Annotated in this window: 23 protein-coding genes; 17 read left to right on the plus strand and 6 right to left on the minus strand. The window is 58.7% G+C overall.

From position 1 onward, the window contains the following. The first annotated feature begins 43 nt into the window (after window positions 1-43). The 12 genes from sdhC to ACM1ZW_RS17450 all read left to right on the plus strand — a co-directional run bounded on the left by sdhC (window position 44) and on the right by ACM1ZW_RS17450 (window position 14,516). Window positions 44-418 (plus strand): succinate dehydrogenase, cytochrome b556 subunit, encoded by a 375-nt coding sequence (gene sdhC / locus ACM1ZW_RS17395; RefSeq protein ID WP_017337242.1) that lies wholly within the window; start codon window positions 44-46, stop codon window positions 416-418. Then, entirely contained in the window at window positions 412-780 is a 369-nt protein-coding gene (gene sdhD / locus ACM1ZW_RS17400; RefSeq protein WP_017337243.1) for a succinate dehydrogenase, hydrophobic membrane anchor protein, read from the plus strand. The genes sdhC and sdhD overlap by 7 nt, the downstream gene beginning before the upstream one ends. Window positions 781-783: 3 nt before the next feature. Beyond that, entirely contained in the window at window positions 784-2,559 is a 1,776-nt protein-coding gene (gene sdhA, locus ACM1ZW_RS17405) for a succinate dehydrogenase flavoprotein subunit (RefSeq protein ID WP_008032662.1), read from the plus strand. 11 nt (window positions 2,560-2,570) lie between these two features. Beyond that, complete coding sequence (locus ACM1ZW_RS17410; RefSeq protein ID WP_010456852.1) at window positions 2,571-3,275, plus strand: succinate dehydrogenase iron-sulfur subunit; 705 nt, start codon at window positions 2,571-2,573, stop codon at window positions 3,273-3,275. Between the two features lie 259 nt (window positions 3,276-3,534). Continuing rightward, window positions 3,535-6,366 (plus strand): 2-oxoglutarate dehydrogenase E1 component, encoded by a 2,832-nt coding sequence (locus ACM1ZW_RS17415; protein WP_414878541.1) that lies wholly within the window; start codon window positions 3,535-3,537, stop codon window positions 6,364-6,366. Between the two features lie 41 nt (window positions 6,367-6,407). Beyond that, window positions 6,408-7,631 carry a 2-oxoglutarate dehydrogenase complex dihydrolipoyllysine-residue succinyltransferase gene (odhB, locus tag ACM1ZW_RS17420; protein ID WP_017337245.1) on the plus strand — a complete coding sequence of 408 codons (1,224 nt, stop codon included), beginning with the start codon at window positions 6,408-6,410 and terminating at the stop codon, window positions 7,629-7,631. A gap of 109 nt (window positions 7,632-7,740) precedes the next feature. Next, window positions 7,741-9,177 (plus strand): dihydrolipoyl dehydrogenase, encoded by a 1,437-nt coding sequence (gene lpdA, locus ACM1ZW_RS17425; RefSeq protein ID WP_017337246.1) that lies wholly within the window; start codon window positions 7,741-7,743, stop codon window positions 9,175-9,177. Between the two features lie 196 nt (window positions 9,178-9,373). Next, window positions 9,374-10,540 (plus strand): ADP-forming succinate--CoA ligase subunit beta, encoded by a 1,167-nt coding sequence (sucC, locus tag ACM1ZW_RS17430; RefSeq protein ID WP_007898980.1) that lies wholly within the window; start codon window positions 9,374-9,376, stop codon window positions 10,538-10,540. After that, complete coding sequence (gene sucD, locus ACM1ZW_RS17435; protein WP_007898976.1) at window positions 10,540-11,421, plus strand: succinate--CoA ligase subunit alpha; 882 nt, start codon at window positions 10,540-10,542, stop codon at window positions 11,419-11,421. Before sucC ends, sucD begins: the two co-directional genes overlap by 1 nt. Window positions 11,422-11,893: 472 nt before the next feature. Beyond that, window positions 11,894-13,207 (plus strand): branched-chain amino acid transport system II carrier protein, encoded by a 1,314-nt coding sequence (gene brnQ / locus ACM1ZW_RS17440; protein WP_017337247.1) that lies wholly within the window; start codon window positions 11,894-11,896, stop codon window positions 13,205-13,207. A gap of 170 nt (window positions 13,208-13,377) precedes the next feature. Next, window positions 13,378-14,115: a DUF599 domain-containing protein gene (locus tag ACM1ZW_RS17445; RefSeq protein ID WP_017337248.1), complete on the plus strand. Its 738-nt coding sequence runs from the start codon at window positions 13,378-13,380 to the stop codon at window positions 14,113-14,115. After that, window positions 14,115-14,516 carry an MAPEG family protein gene (locus ACM1ZW_RS17450; protein WP_017337249.1) on the plus strand — a complete coding sequence of 134 codons (402 nt, stop codon included), beginning with the start codon at window positions 14,115-14,117 and terminating at the stop codon, window positions 14,514-14,516. Before ACM1ZW_RS17445 ends, ACM1ZW_RS17450 begins: the two co-directional genes overlap by 1 nt. Window positions 14,517-14,583: 67 nt before the next feature. On the opposite strand, the gene ACM1ZW_RS17455 is transcribed toward ACM1ZW_RS17450, so the two are convergent. Further along, window positions 14,584-14,817 carry a hypothetical protein gene (locus ACM1ZW_RS17455; protein WP_017337250.1) on the minus strand — a complete coding sequence of 78 codons (234 nt, stop codon included), beginning with the start codon at window positions 14,815-14,817 and terminating at the stop codon, window positions 14,584-14,586. Between the two features lie 159 nt (window positions 14,818-14,976). On the opposite strand from ACM1ZW_RS17455, the gene ACM1ZW_RS17460 reads away from it, so the two are divergent. From ACM1ZW_RS17460 to htpG, 3 genes are all read left to right on the plus strand, one after another. Beyond that, window positions 14,977-15,453, plus strand: a complete 477-nt coding sequence (locus ACM1ZW_RS17460; RefSeq protein WP_017337251.1) for a PaaI family thioesterase — start codon at window positions 14,977-14,979, stop codon at window positions 15,451-15,453. Beyond that, window positions 15,450-15,902: a PaaI family thioesterase gene (locus ACM1ZW_RS17465; RefSeq protein ID WP_017337252.1), complete on the plus strand. Its 453-nt coding sequence runs from the start codon at window positions 15,450-15,452 to the stop codon at window positions 15,900-15,902. Before ACM1ZW_RS17460 ends, ACM1ZW_RS17465 begins: the two co-directional genes overlap by 4 nt. 81 nt (window positions 15,903-15,983) lie before the next feature. Continuing rightward, window positions 15,984-17,888 carry a molecular chaperone HtpG gene (gene htpG / locus ACM1ZW_RS17470; protein WP_031318553.1) on the plus strand — a complete coding sequence of 635 codons (1,905 nt, stop codon included), beginning with the start codon at window positions 15,984-15,986 and terminating at the stop codon, window positions 17,886-17,888. Window positions 17,889-17,938: 50 nt separating this feature from the next. On the opposite strand, the gene ACM1ZW_RS17475 is transcribed toward htpG, so the two are convergent. From ACM1ZW_RS17475 to purM, 5 genes are all read right to left on the minus strand, one after another. After that, complete coding sequence (locus ACM1ZW_RS17475; RefSeq protein ID WP_416738960.1) at window positions 17,939-18,808, minus strand: pirin family protein; 870 nt, start codon at window positions 18,806-18,808, stop codon at window positions 17,939-17,941. Between the two features lie 61 nt (window positions 18,809-18,869). Then, a complete protein-coding gene (locus tag ACM1ZW_RS17480; protein WP_017337255.1) occupies window positions 18,870-19,286 on the minus strand; it encodes an OsmC family protein in 417 nt (138 codons plus the stop codon). Window positions 19,287-19,551: 265 nt separating this feature from the next. Next, window positions 19,552-20,265 carry a DUF3108 domain-containing protein gene (locus tag ACM1ZW_RS17485; RefSeq protein WP_017337256.1) on the minus strand — a complete coding sequence of 238 codons (714 nt, stop codon included), beginning with the start codon at window positions 20,263-20,265 and terminating at the stop codon, window positions 19,552-19,554. Window positions 20,266-20,273: 8 nt separating this feature from the next. After that, window positions 20,274-20,924 (minus strand): phosphoribosylglycinamide formyltransferase, encoded by a 651-nt coding sequence (gene purN, locus ACM1ZW_RS17490; protein ID WP_017337257.1) that lies wholly within the window; start codon window positions 20,922-20,924, stop codon window positions 20,274-20,276. Beyond that, on the minus strand, window positions 20,924-21,982 hold the full coding sequence (gene purM, locus ACM1ZW_RS17495; RefSeq protein WP_010456810.1) for a phosphoribosylformylglycinamidine cyclo-ligase: 1,059 nt from the start codon (window positions 21,980-21,982) through the stop codon (window positions 20,924-20,926). Before purM ends, purN begins: the two co-directional genes overlap by 1 nt. A gap of 384 nt (window positions 21,983-22,366) precedes the next feature. Between purM and ACM1ZW_RS17500 the strand changes: the two genes are divergently transcribed. Together ACM1ZW_RS17500 and ACM1ZW_RS17505 are read left to right on the plus strand one after the other, a co-directional pair. Further along, complete coding sequence (locus ACM1ZW_RS17500) at window positions 22,367-23,425, plus strand: DUF2066 domain-containing protein (protein WP_017337258.1); 1,059 nt, start codon at window positions 22,367-22,369, stop codon at window positions 23,423-23,425. A gap of 38 nt (window positions 23,426-23,463) precedes the next feature. Then, complete coding sequence (locus tag ACM1ZW_RS17505; protein ID WP_017337259.1) at window positions 23,464-24,537, plus strand: AI-2E family transporter; 1,074 nt, start codon at window positions 23,464-23,466, stop codon at window positions 24,535-24,537. Window positions 24,538-24,567: the final 30 nt, after the last annotated feature.

Consider the following 24,567-nt stretch of genomic DNA (forward strand, 5'->3'; position numbering starts at 1 on the left):
CTTTGCCCTGATTGTTAGGGGCTCTTCAGTGTGAAAAAAAGCCGTGAATAGCCAACGACCTGTAAACCTAGACCTAAGGACCATCAAACTCCCAGTCACTGCTTACACGTCCATTCTTCACCGAATCTCCGGTGTCATCCTCTTTGTCAGCCTGGCCATCATGCTTTATGCATTGGACAAGTCGCTCGACTCGGAAGAAGGCTTCGGTCAGGTGAAAGCGTGTCTGACCAGTCCGCTAGCCAAGCTAGTGATTTGGGGCATCCTGTCCGCCTTGCTGTATCACCTGGTTGCCGGTGTGCGCCATTTGATCATGGACATGGGCATCGGTGAGACGCTTGAAGGCGGCAAACTGGGCTCGAAAATCGTTATCGCCGTTTCCGTGGTGGTAATCGTTCTGGCAGGAGTTTGGATATGGTAACTAACGTCACGAACCTGTCGCGTTCGGGCCTCTATGACTGGATGGCACAACGTGTGTCTGCGGTCGTTCTCGCGGCTTACTTCATTTTCCTGATCGGATACGTGGTTGCCCATCCCGGCATCGGCTACGCCCAATGGCATGAACTGTTCGCAAACAACTGGATGCGTATTTTCAGTCTCCTGGCCCTCGTTGCCCTCGGCGCTCACGCCTGGGTCGGCATGTGGACCATCGCGACCGACTACTTGACGCCAATGGCGTTCGGCAAGTCCGCGACTGCGATACGTTTCCTCTTCCAGGCAGTATGCGGCGTTGCGATGTTCGCCTACTTCGTCTGGGGTGTGCAGATTCTTTGGGGTATCTGATTCATGTCTACTACAGTTAATACGCTTTCGTTCGACGCCATCATCATTGGCGGCGGCGGTGCCGGCATGCGCGCTGCGCTGCAGCTGGCACAGGGCGGTCACAAGACTGCCGTTGTCACCAAGGTTTTCCCGACTCGTTCGCACACTGTTTCAGCCCAGGGTGGCATCACCTGCGCCATCGCGTCCGCCGATCCAAACGATGACTGGCGCTGGCACATGTACGATACCGTCAAGGGTTCCGACTACATCGGTGACCAGGACGCTATCGAATACATGTGTTCCGTAGGCCCGGAAGCAGTCTTCGAGCTCGAGCACATGGGCTTGCCGTTCTCCCGTACCGAACAGGGTCGCATCTACCAGCGTCCGTTCGGCGGTCAGTCGAAAGACTTCGGTAAAGGTGGCCAGGCTGCCCGTACCTGCGCCGCTGCCGACCGTACCGGTCACGCATTGCTGCACACCCTGTATCAGGCCAACCTGAAGGCCGGCACCGTATTCCTCAACGAATATTACGGCGTCGATCTGGTGAAGAATGAAGATGGTGCCTTTGTCGGCATGATCGTCATCTGCATCGAAACCGGTGAAACCTCCTACGTTCGCGCAAACGCCACTGTACTGGCGACTGGTGGTGCGGGCCGTATCTACTCGTCCACCACCAATGCCCTGATCAACACCGGTGACGGCGTCGGCATGGCTCTGCGTGCTGGCGTGCCGGTACAAGACATTGAAATGTGGCAGTTCCACCCGACCGGTATCGCCGGCGCCGGTGTACTGGTAACAGAAGGCTGCCGCGGTGAAGGCGGCTACCTGATCAACAAGCACGGCGAGCGTTTCATGGAGCGTTATGCTCCGAACGCCAAAGACCTCGCCGGTCGTGACGTTGTTGCTCGCTCGATGGTTAAAGAAATCATCGCTGGCAACGGTTGCGGTCCCGATGGCGACCACGTAATGCTGAAACTCGATCACCTCGGTGAAGAAGTTCTGCACAGCCGTCTGCCAGGCATCATGGAACTGTCCAAGACCTTCGCTCACGTCGATCCTGCCGTTGCGCCGATCCCGGTCGTTCCAACCTGCCACTATATGATGGGCGGCGTTGCCACCAACATTCATGGTCAGGCAATCACTCAGGACGCTGACGGCGTTGATCAGATCATTCCTGGTCTGTTCGCGGTAGGTGAAGTGGCGTGCGTATCGGTTCACGGTGCCAACCGTCTGGGCGGCAACTCGCTGCTCGACCTCGTGGTGTTCGGCCGTGCCGCTGGCCTGTTCCTGGAGCAGACCCTGAAAGAAGGTGTTGATTACGCCCGTCCACGCCAGTCCGACATCGACGCTGCCCTGGCGCGTCTCGATGGCCTGAACTCGCGTACCGAAGGCGAAGACGTCGCCACTCTGCGTAAAGAGCTGCAAAGCTGCATGCAGAACTACTTCGGTGTATTCCGTACCGGTGAATACATGCAGAAGGGCATCGCTCAACTGGCTGATCTGCGTGGCCGTATCGCCAACGTCAAGATCAACGACAAGAGCCAGGCGTTCAACACTGCGCGTATCGAAGCGCTGGAACTGCAGAACCTGCTGGAAGTTGCTGAAGCCACCGCCATCGCTGCAGAGATCCGCAAAGAGTCCCGCGGTGCTCACGCCCGTGAAGACTACGAAGATCGCGATGACGAAAACTGGCTGTGCCACACCCTGTACTTCCCGGGTGACAAGCGCGTGACCAAGCGTGCTGTGAACTTCTCGCCGAAGACTGTTCCGACTTTTGAACCTAAGATTCGGACTTATTAAGGGTGGCCGCCATGTTGCAAGTCAGTGTTTATCGCTACAACCCTGATCAGGACGCTGCGCCGTTCATGCAGGAATTCCAGGTCGATACCGGTGGTAAAGACCTGATGGTGCTGGACGTGCTGGCCCTGATCAAAGAGCAGGACGAAGGTTTCTCCTATCGTCGCTCTTGCCGTGAAGGCGTTTGCGGTTCCGACGGCATGAACATCAACGGCAAAAACGGTCTGGCGTGCGTCACGCCGCTGTCTTCTGTCGTAAAAGGTAACAAGCTGATCGTTCGTCCGCTGCCAGGTTTGCCGGTTATCCGTGACCTGGTCGTCGATATGAGCATCTTCTACAAGCAATACGAGAAGGTTAAGCCATACCTGCAGAACGACACGCCGGCTCCGGCCATCGAACGTCTGCAGACTCCGGAAGAGCGTGAAAAGCTCGACGGTCTGTACGAGTGCATCCTGTGCGCTTGCTGCTCGACCTCTTGCCCGTCCTTCTGGTGGAACCCGGACAAGTTCCTGGGTCCAGCTGCTCTGCTGCAAGCGTATCGCTTCCTGGCAGACAGCCGCGACACCAAGACTGCCGAGCGTCTGGCTTCGCTGGATGACCCGTTCAGCGTATTCCGCTGCCGCGGGATCATGAACTGCGTCAACGTCTGTCCGAAAGGCCTGAACCCGACTAAGGCCATCGGTCACGTGCGTAACATGCTGCTGCAAAGCGGCGTGTGATTCAGCTGTAACTGCAGGACCGCTGTACCCGTAGATGCTACGGCGCAGGCTTCAACCGGCGCCGTAGTTTTAACCTGGGCAGCAGCTTACAAGGCTGCGGCTCTTATTTTGAAGAAATGAGACAAGCAGGGGCATCCGGGCTGGTACCCGGACTATCAGCGTGATCCTAAGTGGCTTGTTTTGGTCGCTGCATTCGGACTTCTGCAAGTTTGCTCGGTGTCGACGCCGGTGGTGTTCCCCTAACCGAGGGTGACCAAGCATGCAAGAAAGCGTGATGCAGCGCATGTGGAACAGTGCCCACCTTTCAGGTGGAAACGCTGCCTATGTGGAAGAGCTTTATGAGCTCTACCTGCACGACCCTAACGCTGTGCCAGAAGAGTGGCGCACCTACTTTCAGAAGTTGCCTACTGACGGCAACTCTGCCACCGATGTTTCGCACTCCACAATTCGCGATCATTTCGTCTTGCTGGCAAAGAACCAGCGCCGCGCACAACCGGTTTCCGCCGGCAGCGTGAGCAGTGAGCACGAGAAGAAGCAAGTTGAAGTGCTGCGATTGATCCAGGCCTACCGTATGCGTGGCCACCAGGCAGCCCAGCTTGACCCGCTGGGGCTGTGGCAGCGTCCTGCACCTGCAGACCTGTCGATCAATCATTACGGCTTGACCAATGCCGATCTTGATACGACCTTCCGTGCCGGCGACCTGTTCATCGGCAAAGAGGAGGCGAGCCTACGCGAAATTCACGAAGCGTTGCAGCAGACATATTGCCGCACCATCGGCGCTGAATTCACGCACATCACCGATTCCGAGCAGCGCCAGTGGTTCCAGCAGCGTCTGGAAAGCGTGCGTGGTCGTCCGACGTACTCCGCCGACATCAAGAGCCACCTGCTCGAGCGCGTGACTGCCGGTGAAGGTCTGGAAAAATACCTGGGCACCAAATACCCGGGCACCAAGCGTTTCGGTCTGGAAGGCGGCGAGAGCCTGATTCCAATGCTCGACGAGCTGATCCAGCGTTCCGGTTCCTACGGCACCAAGGAAATCGTTATCGGCATGGCCCACCGTGGCCGTCTGAACGTGCTGGTCAACACCTTCGGCAAGAACCCGCGCGAGCTGTTCGACGAGTTCGAAGGCAAGAAGAAGGTTGAACTGGGTTCCGGTGACGTTAAATACCACCAGGGCTTCTCGTCCAACGTCATGACCACCGGTGGTGAAGTTCACCTGGCCATGGCGTTCAACCCGTCCCACCTGGAAATCGTATCTCCAGTGGTCGAGGGGTCCGTTCGTGCCCGTCAGGATCGTCGTAACGACCCTACCGGCGAGAAGGTTCTGCCGATTTCCATCCACGGTGACGCGGCGTTCGCCGGTCAGGGCGTGGTCATGGAAACCTTCCAGATGTCGCAGACCCGCGGTTTCAAGACCGGCGGCACCGTGCACATCGTGATCAACAACCAGGTCGGTTTCACCATCAGCAACCCGCTGGACTCGCGTTCCACCGAGTACGCGACCGACGTTGCGAAGATGATCCAGGCGCCGATCCTCCATGTGAATGGTGATGATCCGGAAGCCGTATTGTTCGTGACCCAGCTGGCCATCGACTACCGCATGCAGTTCAAGCGTGACGTGGTGATCGACCTGGTCTGCTACCGTCGTCGCGGCCACAACGAGGCCGACGAGCCAAGCGGCACCCAACCTCTGATGTATCAGCAGATCACCAAACAGCGCACCACCCGTGAACTGTATGCCGATCGCCTGACTCAGAGCGGTGTGCTGGACGTTGAGCGTGTTCAGGCGAAAGTCGATGAATACCGCAACGCGCTGGACAACGGTCTGCATGTAGTAAAAAGCCTGGTCAAAGAGCCGAACAAAGAGTTGTTCGTGGACTGGCGTCCGTATCTGGGCCACGCCTGGACTGCGCGTCACGACACGCGTTTCGATCTGAAAACCTTGCAGGAACTGTCTGCCAAGCTGCTGGAAATTCCGGAAGGCTTCGTGGTTCAGCGCCAGGTCTCGAAGATCTACGAAGACCGTCAGAAAATGCAAGCCGGCGGCCTGCCGATCAACTGGGGTTACGCCGAAACCATGGCGTACGCGACCCTGGCGTTCGAAGGTCACCCGATTCGCATGACGGGTCAGGACATCGGTCGCGGTACGTTCTCGCACCGTCACGCTGTCTTGCACAACCAGAAAGACGCGGGCACCTACATCCCGCTGCAAAACCTGTACAACGGCCAGCCACGTTTTGACCTGTACGATTCGTTCCTGTCCGAAGAAGCCGTGTTGGCGTTCGAATACGGTTACTCGACCACCACGCCTGAGGCGCTGGTGATCTGGGAAGCCCAGTTCGGCGACTTCGCCAACGGTGCCCAGGTGGTTATCGACCAGTTCATCACCAGTGGCGAGCACAAGTGGGGCCGTCTCTGCGGTCTGACCATGCTGCTGCCGCACGGTTATGAAGGTCAGGGTCCGGAGCACTCTTCGGCTCGTCTGGAGCGTTACCTGCAGCTGTGCGCCGAGCACAACATTCAGGTTGCCGTACCGACTACGCCGGCTCAGATCTACCACTTGCTGCGCCGTCAGGTGATTCGCCCGCTGCGCAAGCCGTTGATCGTCCTGACTCCGAAGTCGCTGCTGCGCCACAAACTGGCCATCTCGACGCTGGAAGATCTGGCGGAAGGTTCGTTCCAGACCGTTATCCCGGAAATCGATGCCCTGGACCCGAAAAAGGTCGAGCGCGTTGTTCTGTGTAGCGGCAAGGTCTACTACGACCTGCTGGAAAAACGCCGTGCCGAAGGTCGTGATGACATCGCCATCGTGCGTATCGAGCAACTGTACCCATTCCCTGAGGACGACTTGAAAGAAGTCCTGGCTCCTTACACCAACGTCAAAAATGCCGTCTGGTGCCAGGAAGAGCCGATGAACCAGGGTGCGTGGTACTGCAGCCAACACCACATGCGTCGCAGCATCAGCAATCTCAACAAGTCTCTCGTACTTGAGTACGCGGGCCGTGAGGCTTCTGCTGCACCTGCATGCGGTTACGCATCGATGCACGCTGAGCAGCAGGAAAAACTGTTGCAAGACGCCTTTACTGTTTAACGCCTCGCGCACCTGAAACCGAATTTAAGGACTCACAGATAATGGCTATCGAAATCAAAGCCCCCACTTTCCCGGAATCGGTTGCCGACGGCACCGTTGCCACCTGGCACAAACAACCGGGCGACGCTGTAAAGCGTGACGACCTGATCGTCGACATCGAAACCGACAAGGTTGTGCTGGAAGTGTTGGCCACCGCTGATGGCGTGCTGGGCGCTATCGTCAAGAACGAAGGCGACACAGTTCTGTCCGACGAAGTCCTGGGCTCCATCGAAGCGGGCGGCGCTGCTGCCGCTGCTCCGGCTGCCGCTGCTGCTCCGGCCGCTGCACAGGCTGCTGCTCCTGCCGCCGAAGGCGAAGACGATCCTGTTGCTGCACCGGCTGCTCGCAAGCTGGCTGAAGAAAACGGCATCAACATCGCTTCCGTTGCCGGCACCGGCAAAGGCGGTCGTGTGACCAAGGAAGACGTGGTGGCCGCTGTTGCCGCCAAGAAAGCCGCTCCGGCTGCCGCACCTGCCAAGGCTGCCGCTCCGGCTGCCGCTGCTCCTGTGTTCGCCGCTGGCGACCGCATCGAGAAGCGCGTACCGATGACCCGCGTTCGCGCTACCGTGGCCAAGCGTCTGGTAGAAGCTCAGTCGAACATGGCGATGCTGACCACCTTCAACGAAGTCGACATGACCGAAGTCATGGCCCTGCGTTCGAAGTACAAGGACCTGTTCGAGAAGTCCCACAACGGCGTACGCCTGGGCTTCATGTCGTTCTTCGTGAAAGCGGCCACCGAAGCGCTGAAACGCTTCCCGGCTGTCAACGCGTCGATCGACGGTGCCGACATCGTTTACCACGGCTACGCCGACGTCGGTGTTGCTGTTTCCAGCGACCGCGGTCTGGTTGTACCGGTTCTGCGTAACGCCGAACTGATGAGCCTGGCTGAAATCGAAGGCGGCATCGCTACCTTCGGCAAGAAGGCTCGCGACGGCAAACTGTCGATGGATGAAATGACCGGCGGTACGTTCACCATCACCAACGGTGGTACCTTCGGTTCGATGATGTCGACTCCGATCGTCAACCCGCCACAAGCGGCCATCCTGGGCATGCACAACATTCTGCAGCGCCCTATGGCGATCAACGGTCAGGTCGTTATCCGTCCGATGATGTACCTGGCTCTGTCCTACGATCACCGTCTGATCGATGGCAAAGAAGCTGTGACCTTCCTGGTTACCATCAAGAACCTGCTGGAAGACCCGGCTCGTTTGCTGCTGGATATCTGATTTCGTTGCATGGGCCGCTGCAGGATGGCGGCCCACCTGTAATGACCAGCTTCGTCCCACGACGGTCCCCAAAAGGGGCCGTCCGGTTTGATTCGAGAAGGAATGACACATGACTCAGAAATTCGACGTGGTAGTGATTGGCGCGGGCCCTGGCGGCTACGTGGCTGCCATCAAAGCAGCGCAACTGGGCCTCACCACTGCCTGCATCGAGAAATACACCGACAAGGAAGGCAAACTGGCCCTCGGCGGTACTTGCCTGAACGTCGGCTGCATTCCATCCAAGGCGCTGCTGGACAGCTCCTGGAAGTTCCACGAAGCCCAAGACGGTTTCGCGATCCACGGCATCAACCACGCTGGCGTGACCATGGACGTGCCAGCAATGGTCGGCCGTAAAGCCAACATCGTCAAAGGCCTGACCTCCGGCGTTGCCACCCTGTTCAAGGCTAACGGCGTTACTTCGATCCAGGGCCACGGCAAACTGCTGGCTGGCAAGAAAGTCGAAGTCACCAAGCCTGACGGTTCGGTAGAAATCATTGAAGCCGAGAACGTGATCCTGGCTCCAGGTTCGCGTCCGATCGACATTCCACCGGCTCCGGTCGACCAGAATGTGATCGTCGACTCCACCGGCGCTCTGGAATTTCAATCGGTTCCAAAACGTCTGGGCGTGATTGGCGCTGGCGTGATCGGTCTGGAACTGGGTTCGGTCTGGTCCCGTCTGGGCGCGGAAGTGACTGTTCTTGAAGCGCTGGACACCTTCCTGATGGCCGCTGACGCAGCCGTTTCCAAGGAAGCGCTGAAAACCCTGACCAAACAGGGCCTGGACATCAAGCTGGGCGCTCGCGTCACCGGTTCGAAAGTGAACGGCGACGAAGTCGTTGTGAACTACACCGATGCCAATGGCGAACAGAACATCACTTTCGACAAGCTGATCGTAGCCGTTGGTCGCCGTCCGGTCACCACGGATCTGCTGGCCGCCGATTGCGGCGTGACCCTCGACGAGCGCGGTTTCGTGCACGTTGACGATCACTGCGCCACCACCGTACCGGGCGTTTACGCCATCGGTGACGTGGTGCGCGGCATGATGCTGGCTCACAAAGCTTCGGAAGAGGGCATCATGGTCGTCGAGCGCATCAAGGGCCACAAAGCCCAGATGAACTATGACTTGATCCCTTCGGTTATTTATACTCACCCGGAAATCGCATGGGTCGGCAAAACCGAGCAGGCCTTGAAGGCTGAAGGCGTTGAAGTTAACGTTGGCACCTTCCCGTTCGCAGCCAGTGGCCGTGCCATGGCAGCCAACGATACCGGCGGTTTCGTGAAAGTCATTGCCGATGCCAAGACTGACCGCGTATTGGGCGTCCACGTGATTGGCCCGAGCGCTGCAGAACTGGTTCAGCAGGGCGCGATCGGTATGGAATTCGGCACCAGCGCTGAAGACCTGGGCATGATGGTTTTCTCCCATCCGACCCTGTCTGAAGCCTTGCACGAAGCAGCTCTGGCAGTGAATGGCGGCGCCATTCACATCGCCAACCGCAAGAAGCGTTAAGACAATAAGAAACCACGGCGGTATGGCCCGTCGTGAGCCTTGCATGCAAGACTCACCGCGGAATATCCGCTGGACGCAGTCTTGCGTAGCTGCACCGGTTGTCCGGAAAGGCTACGCAAGCAGCAGTCACAGGTGGTGCGGCACTTGAACAAGTGCAGCACCGAATGCGCAGTACCTAACGAAGACGGTAATAAGCATGAATCTTCACGAGTATCAGGGTAAGCAGCTGTTCGCTGAGTACGGCCTGCCAGTTTCCACCGGTTATGCGGTAGACACCCCGGAAGCAGCAGCAGAAGCTTGCGACAAAATCGGCGGCACCGAGTGGGTTGTCAAAGCCCAGGTCCACGCTGGTGGTCGCGGTAAAGCGGGCGGCGTAAAGCTGGTTCGCAGCAAAGAAGACGCCAAGGCATTCGCACAGCAGTGGCTGGGCAAGCGTCTGGTGACTTACCAGACTGATGCCAATGGTCAGCCAGTCACCAAGATCCTGGTTGAATCGTGCACTGATATCGCTAAAGAGCTGTACCTGGGCGCTGTCGTTGACCGTTCGAGCCGTCGCATCGTGTTCATGGCTTCCACCGAAGGTGGCGTGGACATCGAGAAAATCGCTCACGACACTCCAGAAAAAATTCTGAAGGCCACTATCGATCCACTGGTTGGCGCTCAGCCATTCCAGGGTCGCGAGCTGGCATTCCAGCTGGGTCTGGAAGGCAAGCAGGTTGCTCAGTTCGCCAAGATCTTCGTAGGTCTGGCCAAGCTGTTCAAGGATCACGACCTGGCTCTGCTGGAAGTGAACCCGCTGGTGATCAAGGCTGACGGCGATCTGCATTGCCTCGACGCCAAGATCAACATCGACGCCAACGCCATGTACCGTCAGCCTAAGCTGAAGACTTTCCACGATCCGTCGCAAGACGATCCGCGCGAAGCGCACGCTGCCAAGTTCGAACTGAACTACGTAGCACTGGAAGGCAACATCGGTTGCATGGTCAACGGTGCTGGCCTGGCCATGGGTACCATGGACATCGTCAACCTGCATGGCGGCAAACCAGCCAACTTCCTCGACGTGGGCGGCGGTGCTACCAAAGAACGCGTTACCGAAGCGTTCAAGATCATCCTGTCCGACACTAACGTCGCTGCAGTACTGGTCAACATCTTCGGCGGCATCGTTCGTTGCGACATGATTGCCGAAGGCATCATCGGCGCTGTGAAAGAAGTCGGCGTGAAAATCCCGGTTGTTGTTCGCCTTGAAGGCAACAACGCTGAGCTGGGCGCTAAAGTACTGGCAGAAAGCGGTTTGAACATCATCGCTGCTACCAGCCTGACCGACGCTGCTCAACAAGTCGTTAAAGCTGCGGAGGGCAAATAATGAGCGTCCTGATCAATAAAGACACCAAAGTTATCTGCCAGGGTATTACCGGTTCGCAAGGTAGTTTCCACACCCAGCAAGCCATCGAATACGGCACCAAGATGGTTGGCGGCGTAACTCCTGGTAAAGGCGGCACCGAGCACCTGGGTCTGCCAGTGTTCAACACCGTGAAAGACGCTGTAGCTGCCACTGGCGCCACCGCCAGCGTGATCTACGTTCCAGCTCCTTTCTGCAAGGACTCCATCCTGGAAGCGGCATTCGGCGGCATCAAGCTGATCGTTTGCATCACCGAAGGCATTCCTACCCTGGACATGCTGGATGCCAAGGTCAAGTGCGACGAGCTGGGCGTAGTCCTGATCGGTCCTAACTGCCCAGGCGTGATCACTCCAGGCGAATGCAAGATCGGCATCATGCCAGGTCACATTCACTTGCCAGGCAAGGTCGGTATCGTTTCCCGTTCCGGCACCCTGACCTACGAAGCTGTGAAGCAGACCACTGACGCCGGTTTCGGTCAGTCGACTTGCGTCGGCATCGGCGGTGACCCGATCCCGGGTTCGAACTTCATCGACATCCTGAAGCTGTTCCAGGAAGACCCGAAGACCGAAGCGATCGTGATGATCGGCGAGATCGGCGGTTCGGCTGAAGAAGAAGCGGCTGCCTACATCAAGGCAAACGTGACCAAGCCGGTTGTTTCCTACATCGCTGGTGTGACTGCCCCTGCGGGCAAGCGCATGGGCCATGCTGGCGCAATCATCTCTGGCGGCAAAGGCACTGCAGACGAGAAGTTTGCTGCCCTGGAAGACGCAGGCGTTAAAACCGTGCGTTCGCTGGCAGACATCGGCAAGGCTTTGTCCGAGCTGACCGGTTGGGCGATCAAGTAAGCCTCGCGCTTAGCTGACGCTTCACCAAACAAAGGCCACCTTCAGGTGGCCTTTGTCGTTTCCGTGATTCCATATCTCCACAGGCCACAGTGCTTTTTGTGGCGAGGGCGCTTGCTCCCGCTGGGCTGCGAAGCGGCCCCCAAATCACGCAACCGAGGCATGTCGGGTGCGCCGCATTTCATGGTTTTACGGCTGCTTCGCAGCCGAGCGGGAGCAAGCGCCCTCGCCACAGGGTTCTGTGCAGGTAAATTAGATATGTAAACGCGACACGGAAATGTCGTAGATCGGAATGTTCGCCCTCTAACAGTGCGTTTTTAGCTCAAGTTCGTTAGGCTAGCCGCCATTTTGCGTCCGCGACCCACAAGGTTGCTTCGCGCTAAAGGGTCAGTCCTATGCGGACCGACAGCATTTCCCTCACCCATAAAGGGAAATCCCTCTCTAAATTCCGATTCAGTAGTGTGGTATTTCCTTAATGAAAGTGTTGAAAGGCCAGGACATCCTGGCACTTGGTTTTATGACGTTTGCCCTGTTCGTCGGGGCTGGCAACATCATCTTCCCGCCTATCGTCGGTTTGCAGTCCGGGCCTCATGTCTGGATGGCGGCGCTGGGCTTTCTGATCACCGCGGTCGGTCTGCCGGTGATTACCGTCGTGGCCCTGGCCAAGGTCGGCGGCGCCATGGATGCCTTGAGCAGTCCCATCGGCAAAGTCGCTGGCGGCTTGCTGGCCGCTGCATGCTACCTCGCGGTTGGTCCGCTGTTCGCGACGCCGCGCACTGCGACCGTATCGTTCGAAGTGGGCCTGGCGCCGCTGACCGGCGAAAGCCCGCTGGCGCTGTTTCTCTATAGCTCGGTGTACTTCCTGCTGGTGTTCTTCATCTCGCTCTACCCGGGCCGCTTGCTGGATACCGTTGGACGGTTTCTCGCACCGCTGAAGATCATCGCCCTGGCGGTTCTCGGCATTGCCGCGTTTGCTTTGCCTGCCGGTGATATCGGCGTGGCGACGCCTGAGTATGTCGCAGCACCGTTCTCCCAGGGCTTCATCAATGGTTACCTGACCATGGATACCCTCGGTGCGCTGGTGTTCGGCATTGTCATCGTCAACGCCATCCGCTCCCGCGGCGTCGAGTCGCCGGTGTTGATCACCCGCTACGCGATCATTGCCGGGCTGATCGCCGGCGTCGGTCTGGCGCTGGTGTATGTCAGCCTGTTCCGTCTCGGTTCGGGCAGCCATGAAGTGGCTGCCGGCGCGACCAACGGTGCGGCGGTATTGCACGCTTACGTTCAACACACTTTTGGTTCGTTGGGCAGCGGTTTCCTTGCGGTGCTGATCTCGCTGGCCTGCCTGGTCACGGCGGTCGGTCTGACCTGCGCCTGCGCCGAATACTTCAGCCGTGTGCTGCCGCTGTCCTACAAAACATTGGTCATTATCCTGGCCGTGTTTTCCCTGTTTGTGTCCAATCTGGGCCTCACCAAGCTGATCGCGTTCTCGATCCCGGTACTCACCGCGATCTACCCGCCGTGCATCGCGCTGGTCGCCCTGAGTTTCTGCAAGGACTTCTGGCATGAACAGGGGCGCATCGTCGGTCCGGTGATGCTGGTGTCGTTCATCTTCGGTCTGATCGACGCGCTCAAGGGCGCGGGTCTGGCGGACTGGATGCCGACGCAACTGGCTCACTTGCCGCTGAGCGAGCAAGGCCTGGCGTGGCTGGTGCCATCGGTCATGACGCTGGTGGTTGCAGTGGTATGCGACCGCCTGCTGGGTAAACGCGAAGAAGCCCTGGCTTAAGTCGCTTCATGCCCGCCACAAGCGGGTCTTGAGCTATAACAGAAATGCCCCGTATCAATCGATACGGGGCATTTTTTATGCGCGTGATGCAGTGCCTTTTTTTGTGAGCTAACGTCGAAACACTGCAAATCCCCTGCGGGAACCTCCGCAAACACATCACAAGGACCTGCATGTCGTTCATCCACGCCAACCTGATCCACATTCTCGCCGCCGCCTGGTTTGTCATCTGTTGGGGCGGCTATACCCGCTATGCGACATGGAAGGGCCGCGACACCGCGTGCCTGGCCAGTGTGCTGCACCTGTACCGCGAAGACTGGATGCGCCGCATGCTGCTGCGCGACAACCGTATCGCCGACGCCAGCGTGGTCGGCAACCTGGAACGCAACGCTTCGTTCTTCGCCTCGAGCACGCTGATTATCCTGGCTGGCATTCTCACCGTGCTGGGCGCGTCGGAACGGGCCGTGTCGTTGCTGGCGGATATCCCGATGGTGCAGCAGGCCTCCCAGGGGATGTCCGAGATCAAGTTGCTGTGCCTGGCGCTGGTGTTTGTGTATGCGTTCTTTACGTTCAGCTGGTGCATGCGCCAATACAACTTCGCGGCCATTCTGATCGGTTCGGCACCCATGGTCGGCGAGCGCCATGTCTCGGAGCAGGAGCGTAAAGCGTTTGCGGCCCGGGCGGCGCGTGTCATCTCGATGGCCGCCAACCAGTTCAACTTCGGCCTGCGCTCCTATTACTTCGGCATGACCATGCTGGCCTGGTTCGTCAGCCCCTGGTTGTTCATGTTGATGAGTGCCGGCGTAGTGCTGGTGCTCTATCGCCGGGAGTTTCATTCCGACGTTCTCGACGTGATGGTCTATACCCCTACAGAGGCGCCCTTGCCTGAAGCGAACAAAGAGGCTGCTTGATGAGTATTCCGTTCTGGTGTGTGTTGATCAGCGCCTTGCTGATTTACGTGGCCCGCATGCCGGTGGCCAAGGCCATGAAAGATCAGGGTGGTTACAACAATCACCTGCCTCGCCAGCAGCAGGCCCAACTCACCGGCTTCGGTGCCCGCGCGGTAGCGGCCCATCAGAACTGCTTCGAAGCCTTCATATTGTTCGCGGTGGGGGTGTTGATGGCGCACACCACGCAGACGGCGGGATGGCTGATTGACTCGCTGGCAATCATCTTTGTGATCACGCGAGTCATTTACTTACTGTGCTATTGGGGCGATCTCGCCTGGCAACGAAGTCTGGTGTGGGTTGTCGGGCTAGTGTGTTCGTTGCTACTGATGATTAGTCCGACTTTTAGAACTATTTTGCTCTAGCAGGGCAAATGACAGGCAAAAGAAAACCCGCACTTGGCGGGTCTTCTTTATCACGCTAAAAACTGATTTAGTTTTTAGGTGCTTCTTTCACAGCGGCTTCGTTCGATTCAGCCTGAGCTTTGGCGGCTTCGGCGTTTTCTTTCGCTGCGTCGTTCACTTTATCCTGAGCTTTGTTCATGTCTTGCTGAGCCTGCTCAGCATGTTCGTTGGCTTCTTGAGCTTTGTCCTCGGATTTTTTATCGCAGGCTGCGAGACCGAGGGAAGCGGTCAACATCAAGGCAATAGCTAAAGTCTTACGCATGGGGTGTTTCTCCTTATGGAAAATATCTACTTGGCCTTTCGAGCACAGCCAACAGGGTTAAGTTCCTCAATTCGTTCAGATATATAAGATAATTCCCACGGGAACTTTTACCGAATCCGCCTAGTGCGGTGTCGGAATACTAAGAAGAGTTTTTATCAAATGGCCGAAAACCCCGTTTTTGAGCGTGCGACGCGATTTTTATCGGCATTGCGACACTGTCAGGTACTCGGGCTGCGAGTTCACAGCGTCAGCAGTGGCGGGCTTACCGTGATTCTGCCGTACAGCCCGCAAATCATCGGTAACCCGCAAACCGGCGTGATCCACGGCGGTGCGCTGACGACCTTGATGGACACCGCGTGTGGCATGTCCACCCTTTGCGTGTTGCCCGAGTTCGAAGTCTGCCCGACCCTCGATCTGCGCATCGACTACATGCACGCGGCCGAGCCGCACAAGGATGTGTATGGCTTTGCCCAGTGCTATCGGGTCACCACGGACGTGATCTTCGCCCGTGGTTTTGCCTATCAGGATGATCCCGAACAGCCTATCGCCCATGTGGTGGGCACGTTCATGCGCATGGGCAAGGGCGTCAAAGGCACCAAAGGCTTCGGTGGCGCCATCGCCGGAGGGGCGAAATGATCGACAACTTCAAGGAACAACTGCAACAGGCCCATGAGCAGGGCGACTACGCCGCGCTGCTGCACCTGATTCCCTACGCCAAACTGATCGGCGTCGAATGCTCGCGGGTCGGGGATGACCTGCTGTTTCGCCTCCCGGCGAACAAGGACAACATTGGTAACCCTTTGCTGCCGGCAATTCATGGTGGTGTGATTGCCGGGTTCATGGAGCTGTCCGCCGCGCTGCACCTGCTGATTCTCACCGGTTCGCCGGGCGTGCCGAAGATCATCGACTTTTCCCTCGACTACCTGCGCACGGGGCAGTTTCGCGACACCTGGGCCAGATGCCAGGTGTGTCGTCAGGGTCGACGTGTCGCAAACGTGGCGGTAACCGCCTGGCAAAGCACCGAAGCCGAGCCAATTGCCACCGCCCGTGCCCACTTCAAAATCGATGAGCCCTTGAAATCCTGATCCGAGCCCCCAACTTTGATGACAACCCGCCGCCGACCCTGAAGGTCGCGGCCACTGCCATCTGATTGGAGTTTGATGACCATGAGTGTGGAAACTCAAAAGGAAACCCTGGGCTTCCAGACCGAGGTGAAGCAACTGCTGCACCTCATGATCCATTCGCTGTATTCCAACAAGGAAATCTTCCTTCGCGAATTGATCTCGAACGCCTCTGACGCTGTCGACAAATTACGTTTCGAAGCCCTGTCCAAGCCTGAGTTGCTGGAAGGTGGCGCCGAACTGAAAATCCGTGTGAGCTTCGACAAGGACGCTAAAACCGTCACCCTCGAAGACAACGGTATCGGCATGAGCCGTGAAGATGCGATCACGCACCTGGGCACGATTGCCAAATCCGGCACCGCCGATTTCATGAAACACCTGTCTGGCGATCAGAAAAAAGATTCGCACCTGATCGGTCAATTTGGCGTGGGTTTCTACTCCGCATTCATCGTCGCCGACAAAGTTGACGTGTTCAGCCGTCGTGCCGGTGCTGCCGCCAGCGAAGGCGTGCACTGGTCGTCGAAGGGCGAAGGCGATTTTGAAGTGGCCACCGTCGAGAAAGCCGAGCGCGGCACTCGCATCGTGTTGCACCTGAAGTCCGGTGAGGACGAGTTCGCCGATGGCTGGCGCCTGCGCAACATCATCAAGAAGTACTCCGACCACATCGCTTTGCCAATCGAGTTGCCGAAAGAAGTGGCCGCCGCCGAGGGTGAAGAGAAGCCAGCCGTTGAGTGGGAAACCGTCAACCGCGCCAGCGCCCTGTGGACCCGTCCTCGCACCGAGATCAAGGACGAGGAATATCAGGAGTTCTACAAGCACATCGCTCATGACTTCGAAAACCCGCTGAGCTGGAGCCACAACAAGGTCGAAGGCAAGCTCGAGTACAGCTCGCTGCTTTATGTTCCGACCCGTGCTCCGTTCGACCTGTACCAGCGTGAAGCGCCGAAAGGCCTGAAGCTGTATGTGCAGCGTGTGTTCGTGATGGATCAAGCCGAGTCGTTCCTGCCGCTGTACCTGCGCTTCATCAAAGGCGTGGTCGATTCCAATGACCTGTCGCTGAACGTGTCGCGGGAAATCCTGCAGAAAGACCCGATCATCGATTCCATGAAGTCGGCGCTGACCAAGCGTGTTCTGGACATGCTGGAAAAACTGGCGAAAAACGAGCCTGAGCAATACAAGGGCTTCTGGAAAAATTTCGGTCAGGTCATGAAAGAAGGCCCGGCAGAAGACTTCGCCAACAAAGAGAAAATCGCCGGCTTGCTGCGTTTCGCGTCCACTCAGGGTGAAGAAGGGGAGCAGGTCGTGGGTCTGGCCGAGTACCTGGCTCGCGCCAAGGAAGGTCAGGACAAGATTTACTACCTGACTGGCGAAACTTACGCGCAAGTCAAAAACAGCCCGCACCTGGAAGTCTTCCGCAAGAAAGGCATCGAAGTGCTGCTGTTGACCGATCGTATTGACGAGTGGCTGATGAGCTACCTCAGCGATTTCGACGGCAAGAGCTTCGTTGACGTGGCGCGCGGTGACCTGGACCTGGGCAACCTGGACTCGGAAGAGGACAAGAAGGCCGCGGAAGAAGTCGCCAAGTCCAAAGAGGGTCTGGTCGAGCGTCTGAAAACTGCACTGGGTGATTCGGTTGCTGAAGTGCGGGTTTCCCACCGTCTGACCGACTCTCCGGCGATTCTGGCTATCGGCGAACAGGACCTGGGCCTGCAGATGCGCCAGATCCTCGAAGCCAGTGGTCAGAAGGTTCCGGATTCGAAGCCGATCTTCGAGTTCAACCCGGCCCACCCGCTGATCGAGAAACTCGACAACGAGCAGAGCGACGAGCGCTTCGGCGACCTGTCGCACATTCTCTTCGATCAGGCGGCCCTGGCGGCCGGCGACAGCTTGAAAGACCCGGCCGCGTATGTGCGCCGCCTCAACAAGCTGCTGGTTGAACTGTCGGTTTAACGGCGTTGTACAAAAAAACCCGCTTCGGCGGGTTTTTTTATTCCTGGGCTTTAGCGGGCGGGGGGCAGTTCGATCCGCTCAACTTCCCCGGGCACCGTCGGCCAATCCCCGGCTGCCCAGCGCCGACGGGCTTCATCGATAGCCGCCGGATCGCTTGCCACAAAATTCCAGTTGATCCTTCGTGGCCCATCCAGCGGCGCACCACCCAACAGCACCGCATGACAGTCGCTCTCGGCGAACAACGTCATCTCTTCCCCCGCAGGCAGCACCACCAGCGCATGGGGGTCTATCAGCTCGCCATCGAGCTGCAATTCGCCGCTCAACACGTACAGCGCCCGTTCTTCATGCTCGGTGGGAATCAGCAGCGTGGTCGCTGTCTGCAGGTTCAGTTCCGCGTACAGCGTAGGAGAAAGCACCGGCACCGGCGATTCCAGGCAGAAGCCTGACCCGGCGATCATCCGGATCTTCACCCCGAGGTTGTCGCTGACCGGCAGTGTGGCCGCCGGATGGTGGCTGTAGTGTCCCGGTCCCTGCTCATGTTCCTTTGGCGATGCCAGCCAGATCTGCAAGCCGTGCATCGTGAATCCGCTGTCCTTCAATGCCTGGGGCGTGCGCTCGACGTGGGCAATCGCGCTGCCGGCGGTCATCCAGCTGACGTCTCCGGCCTCTACCACCTGATCGGAACCGAGGCTGTCCTTGTGCTGGATTTTTCCTTCGAACAAGTAGGTGAGGGTCGATAGACCGATGTGCGGATGCTGACGGATGTTCATGCCTTTGCCCGCTGGATAACGGGTTTCGAGCATGTGGTCGAAAAACACAAAAGGCCCGACGCTGCGGCATTTGGCTGACGGTAGCGGACGAAGAATCGGCTGGCCTTCAACATCTTCGGCGCGGGGGCGGATCACGAGGGGAGTGTTCATGGTGCATTCCAGGCTGAGCGGGTGACGCGTGGAGCATAACCCGCTTGCCCGGCCCTTGCCGCTATTGGCTGAACGCGCCTTCGGACAGATGGGTTTCGATGCTGACTTCAGTGGTGGTCATCAGCTTGTGCACAGGGCAACGGTCAGCCACGCGGTGCAGTTCGTCACGTTGCGCGTCGGTGAGCACACCTTTGAGGGTCAGTTTGACGTGCAAGACATATTTGCCTTTCTGTTCTTCGCTGTTGTCGCGTTTGACCTCGACACCAACACCCGTCAGCGGAATGTCTTTTTTCTTCGCGTACAGCTTCAGGGTCAGGGCCTTGCACGCGCCGAGCGCTGCGTCGAAGTAATCATGTGGCTCGGGTGCCGAGCCTTCACCGCCGGCGGAAGTCGGCACATCGGCAAAGAGTTCGTGGTCATCGATTTGTACGCTGTGACGATAACCTTCGGCGGAAACGGTATTGACGGTGACTGTCATGGGAAACCTCGGCAGTAGGAAAAGTCATTCGATCAAAAAAGACCTTGAAGGTATAGAGCATTCCTCCTGATACGCGTTCCACTTTCTTGTTTGAAGCAATTGCAATTCCCTGTGGCGAGGGAGCTCGCTCCCGCAGGACTGTGTAGCAGTCCCTTTTTTTGGGGGCGCTTCGCAACCCGGCGGGAGCAAGCTCCCTCGCCACAGGTTACTTTGCGTCAGGCGAAAAAAAGCCCCGCATTAGCGAGGCTTCTTGTGTCGATCCGGATCAGCTGCCTTTGACAGCCTTGCCGTTGACCTTGCCGTCGAGGAGCATGATGTTGTACTCCTTGCCGTCGGTTTCGACCTGTTGCAGGCGGACCAGCAGGTAATCCCAGTCCTTGGCGAACCACAGCACGGTGATGCGCTTGCTTTGTGTCGGATCGCGCACGCGCTCGACCTTGATCGCGTCGATCTGGCCAGCCTTGGTGTCGACTTTTTCCGAACCCAGCACGCGGAAGTCATAGGTATCGACTTCACCATCATCGACCACCTGATAGCTCATGCTTTTCTTGCCGGCGGCCACGTCGTGTTGCAGGGCCAGCTGATAGGTGGATTTGTCGACCATGCCGCGGTTGAGCGGAATGTTGACGGCGTCACCACGATCGGTGCCGGTGACCTTTTTGGTGGTCCAGTCGAAATCCAGGTCGGCCTTTTTGGCTTTGCCCAGGCCCCCGCGTTCAAAGTGGTAGGACTGTGGCAGCAGGGTGTCCTTGTCCAGGGTCAGGGTGCTTTCTTCGGTCAGGCTGGCGATCATCATCGAGGCCTTGAAGCTGAGCTTCCAGACGCCGTTGGCTTCCTTGGTCAGGCTGCGCTCGGCAGTGCCACTCATTGGAAGCTGCTTCCAGTCGGCGGTGTAGCTGGCGGAGAAGGGTTGAAGTTCTGTGGCCTGCGCGAAAGGCAGGGCAAGCAGAGCGCAAGCGAAGAGCAGGGCGCGACGCATAAAATCTCCTAGGTTCGAATCAAGTGGCCGCTGGCCGCGAGTAACTTGCCATCCAGTAAAGCACCTTGTTCACCGAGAGATAAACGACCTTCGGCAAACCAGCGTACGGCCATCGGGTAGATCAGGTGTTCCTGGGTGTGAACTCGCTGCGCCAGACTCTGCGGCGAATCATGCAACTCTACCGGTATTACTGCCTGTACGACCAGTGGTCCGCCATCGAGTTCCTCGGTGACAAAGTGCACGGAACAGCCGTGTTCAGTGTCGCCGGCCTCCAGCGCGCGCTGATGAGTGTGTAACCCTTTGTATTTGGGTAGCAGCGAGGGATGGATGTTGAGCAGGCGTCCCGCGTAGTGGCGCACGAAGTCAGCGCTGAGGATGCGCATGAAACCGGCCAGGACCACGAGTTTGGGATTGAAGGCGTCGATCAGTTCGATCAGCGCGGCATCGAAGGCTTCGCGGCCTTCGAACGCCTTGTGATCCAGGGAGCGGGTGTCGATGCCCGCATCCCTGGCACGTTGCAGGCCGTAGGCGTCGGCGCGGTTGGAAATCACCGCGGCGATGCGGACCGGGCTGTCGCCGGTCCGCGTGCTGTCGATCAGGGCCTGCAAGTTACTGCCGGTGCCGGACAACAGCACCACCACATCACAGGTCTGAGACATCAATGAGCCTTGAGGTTCTTCAGTTCAACCTGGGCCGCGCCTTCGGCAGCGGTGGCGATCTGGCCGATGACCCAAGGCTGCTCGCCCGCTTCACGCAGTACGTTCAGCGCGGTTTCAACGTGCTCTTGAGCCACGCAGATCACCATGCCAACGCCGCAGTTCAGCACGCGGTGCATTTCGTTTTCGTCGACGTTGCCTTTCTCTTGCAGCCAGTCGAACACGGCAGGGCGAGTCCAGCTTGCAACGTCAACCACCGCTTGAGCGCCTTTTGGCAGCACGCGCGGGATGTTGTCCAGCAGGCCGCCGCCCGTGATGTGGGCCATGGCTTTGACGGCGCCGGTGTCCTTGATCAGCTTCAACAGCGGCTTCACGTAGATGCGGGTCGGGGCCATCAGCAGGTCGGTCAGCGGCTTGCCGTCGAGCTGGATGTTTTCGATGTCGGCACCGGACACTTCGATGATCTTGCGGATCAGCGAGTAGCCGTTGGAGTGCGGGCCGGAAGACGGCAGGGCGAGCAGGGCATCGCCGGCAGCGACTTTCGAACCGTCGATGATTTCGGATTTTTCCACGACGCCGACGCAGAAGCCGGCCAGGTCGTAGTCTTCGCCTTCGTACATGCCCGGCATTTCAGCGGTTTCGCCGCCCACCAGGGAGCAACCGGACAGTTCGCAGCCTGCGCCGATACCGGTCACGACCTGGGTCGCGGTTTCAACGTTGAGTTTGCCGGTGGCGTAGTAGTCGAGGAAGAACAGCGGCTCGGCGCCGCAGACCACCAGGTCATTCACGCACATGGCCACCAGGTCGATGCCGATGCTGTCGTGCTTGTTCAGGTTCAGCGCCAGACGCAGCTTGGTGCCGACGCCGTCAGTGCCGGAAACCAGCACAGGCTGCTTGTAGCCGGCCGGGATTTCGCAGAGGGCGCCGAAACCGCCCAGGCCGCCCATGACTTCCGGGCGCGCAGTGCGCTTGGCGACGCTCTTGATGCGTTCGACCAATGCTTCACCGGCGTCGATGTCTACACCGGCGTCCTTGTAGCTCAGGGAGGGTTGCTTGCTCATGATCCAGGCCTTTAGGGGGGATTCAGGGGTAACGACCGAGTCCAGTGGGACCGCCGAAACAAACGAAGGGCATGTGCCTTGCGCGAATTTCAGGGTGCCCGGCTGTTGCCGGTCTGCGAAGGCGCGCGATTTTATCAGGCTTGAGGGGCAGCGGCCATCCTCAGGCCGACAGCAGGGGCATATCGATACAAAAAAACCACGATTGCCCGTGTTGGTCGCCTCCCGCTTGGCTGTATAAGGTATCGCGATTAACCGTCTATCGTTATGGCAGTGCGAAAAACTTAACCGGGACGCGTGAATGTTTTACGTCGGGCGATGGTCACAGCCTTGCTCGATTGTCTTCATGCGGTCAGTTCCAGCCGCCCTTGTCGTCAGGAATCTTCCATGCGTTTTTTCAGATCATTGTTTGTGGGCTGTTTGTCTCTGGCCAGCCTGGCGAGTCATGCCGAAACCGTCAAAAGCCTTTATCAGGTGCGCGAGCCTGTCACCAGTCAGGCGCCAGAAGAGCGTGATCAAGCCACCCAGCGCGCGCTCGACACGCTGGTGTTGCGCCTGACCGGCGATCCCAAGGCCGGGCAAAGTCCGGGGTTGGCGGCCATTCGCAAGGACCCGCAGCAGATCATCAGCCAGTACGGTTTCGAAGCCGGTCCGCCGGAAGTGCTGAAGGTGGATTTCGACCCGGCCAGCACCGAGCAGGCGTTGCGCCGTGCCGGGCTGTCGCTGTGGGGCGCGAACCGGCCATCGATCCTGACGTGGTGGCTGAACGACTCAACCGAAGGTTCGAGCCTGGTGGGTGATGGCCAGGCCAGTGCGGCGCCACTGCGTCGCGCGGCACAACACCGTGGTCTGCCGCTGCGCCTGCCACTGGCGGACCTGAGCGAGCAACTGGTCGCCACCGCGCCGAATCTTGAAGGCACCGATGCGACGCCGTTGCGCGGCGCATCGGATCGCTACAATGCTGACGCCTTGCTGGCCGTGCATGCCCGTGAAGAGGGTGGTCAGTGGCAGGCCAAATGGCATTTGTGGCTGGGCGATCAGAAGGAAGCGGGCAGCGTGCAGGGCGCGGATCAGGCCGCGGTCGCCGATGCGGTACTGCTCGCGGTCAGTCAGCGCCTGGCGCCCCGCTTTGTGGTCAAGCCCGGCAGTTCGGGCGAGCAGTTGCTGGAAGTGCAGGGCATGAACCTGGAGCGTTACGCGACACTTGGGCGTTTGCTGGAGCCGTTTGGCGCGCGCCTGCAGAGTGTTGACGCTGACCGGGCTCTCTACCGGGTCAATGGCAGCGCCGAACAGTTGCGGTCGCAGTTGTCGCTGGCGAAGTTGCAAGAGGTTCCGGCGGGTGAGGCCCCGGCACCGAGCGTGCCTGTTCAGCCGGTGGCCCAGGGTTCGGCGCCTGCTGTCGCGCCACCGCCCGCACCGGTGCCGCAGTTGCGTTTCCGTTGGTAAGGTTTTCTTTCTTTATATAGATGCATATGGAGTGGTACATGGCCGATACGCGGCGTTGGTTCTGGTTGGGTGGGGTGGTTCTGCTCTGCGCGTTTATCTGGCTGTTGCATCCGATTCTCACGCCGTTTCTGGTGGCGCTGCTGTTGGCCTATTTGTTCGACCCGCTGGTGGATCGGCTGGAAAAGGCCGGTCTGTCCCGGACCTGGGGCGTAGTGGCGGTGTTCGCGCTGTTCACCTTGATCTTCACCACCTTGTTGCTGGTGCTGGTGCCGATGCTCGCCAAGCAGTTGTTTCGCTTGTATGAACTGGCGCCGCAGATGCTCGACTGGTTGCAGCACACCGCATTGCCATGGGCGCAATCGAAGTTCGGGTTGTCGGATGGTTTCTGGAAGTTCGACAAGCTCAAGGCGGCGATCAGCGAACACATGGGCCAGACCACCGACATCGTCGGCGTGGTGCTGAGTCAGGCGACTGCATCGGGCCTTGCATTGATCGGATGGCTGGCCAATCTGGTGCTGATCCCGGTGGTGAGCTTTTATCTGTTGCGGGACTGGGACCTGATGATGGCCAAGATCCGCAGCCTGTTGCCTCGTGACCGGGAAGAGCGCGTGGTGATCCTGGCGGGCGAATGCCATGAAGTGCTCGGCGCGTTCGTGCGCGGGCAATTGCTGGTGATGGTGGCGCTGGGCGTGATCTATTCGGCGGGCCTGATGCTGGTAGGGCTCGAGCTGGGGCTGCTGATCGGGATGATCGCCGGCCTGGCGGCGATTGTGCCGTACATGGGGTTTGTCATCGGGATAGGTGCGGCGCTGATTGCCGGCCTGTTCCAGTTCGGTGGCGACTTGTACCCCATGGTTGGCATCGTCGCGGTGTTCATGGTTGGCCAGGCGCTGGAGGGCATGGTGCTCACACCGTTGCTGGTGGGCGACCGGATCGGTCTGCACCCGGTGGCGGTTATCTTTGCGATCCTGGCCGGTGGTGAGCTGTTCGGTTTTACCGGCGTGCTGCTGGCGCTCCCGGTGGCGGCGGTGATTATGGTTCTTGTGCGCCATGTGCATGATTTGTATAAAGATTCGGATATCTACGGTGGCGTCGACGAACCTGAGCTCTAGAGGTCTTCGATGACGCGTCGCGGGCAGCCT

Origin of the sequence: Pseudomonas sp. NFX71 (genome assembly GCF_048079215.1) — a bacterium.
Classification (GTDB): Bacteria; Pseudomonadota; Gammaproteobacteria; order Pseudomonadales; family Pseudomonadaceae; genus Aquipseudomonas; species Aquipseudomonas fluorescens_B.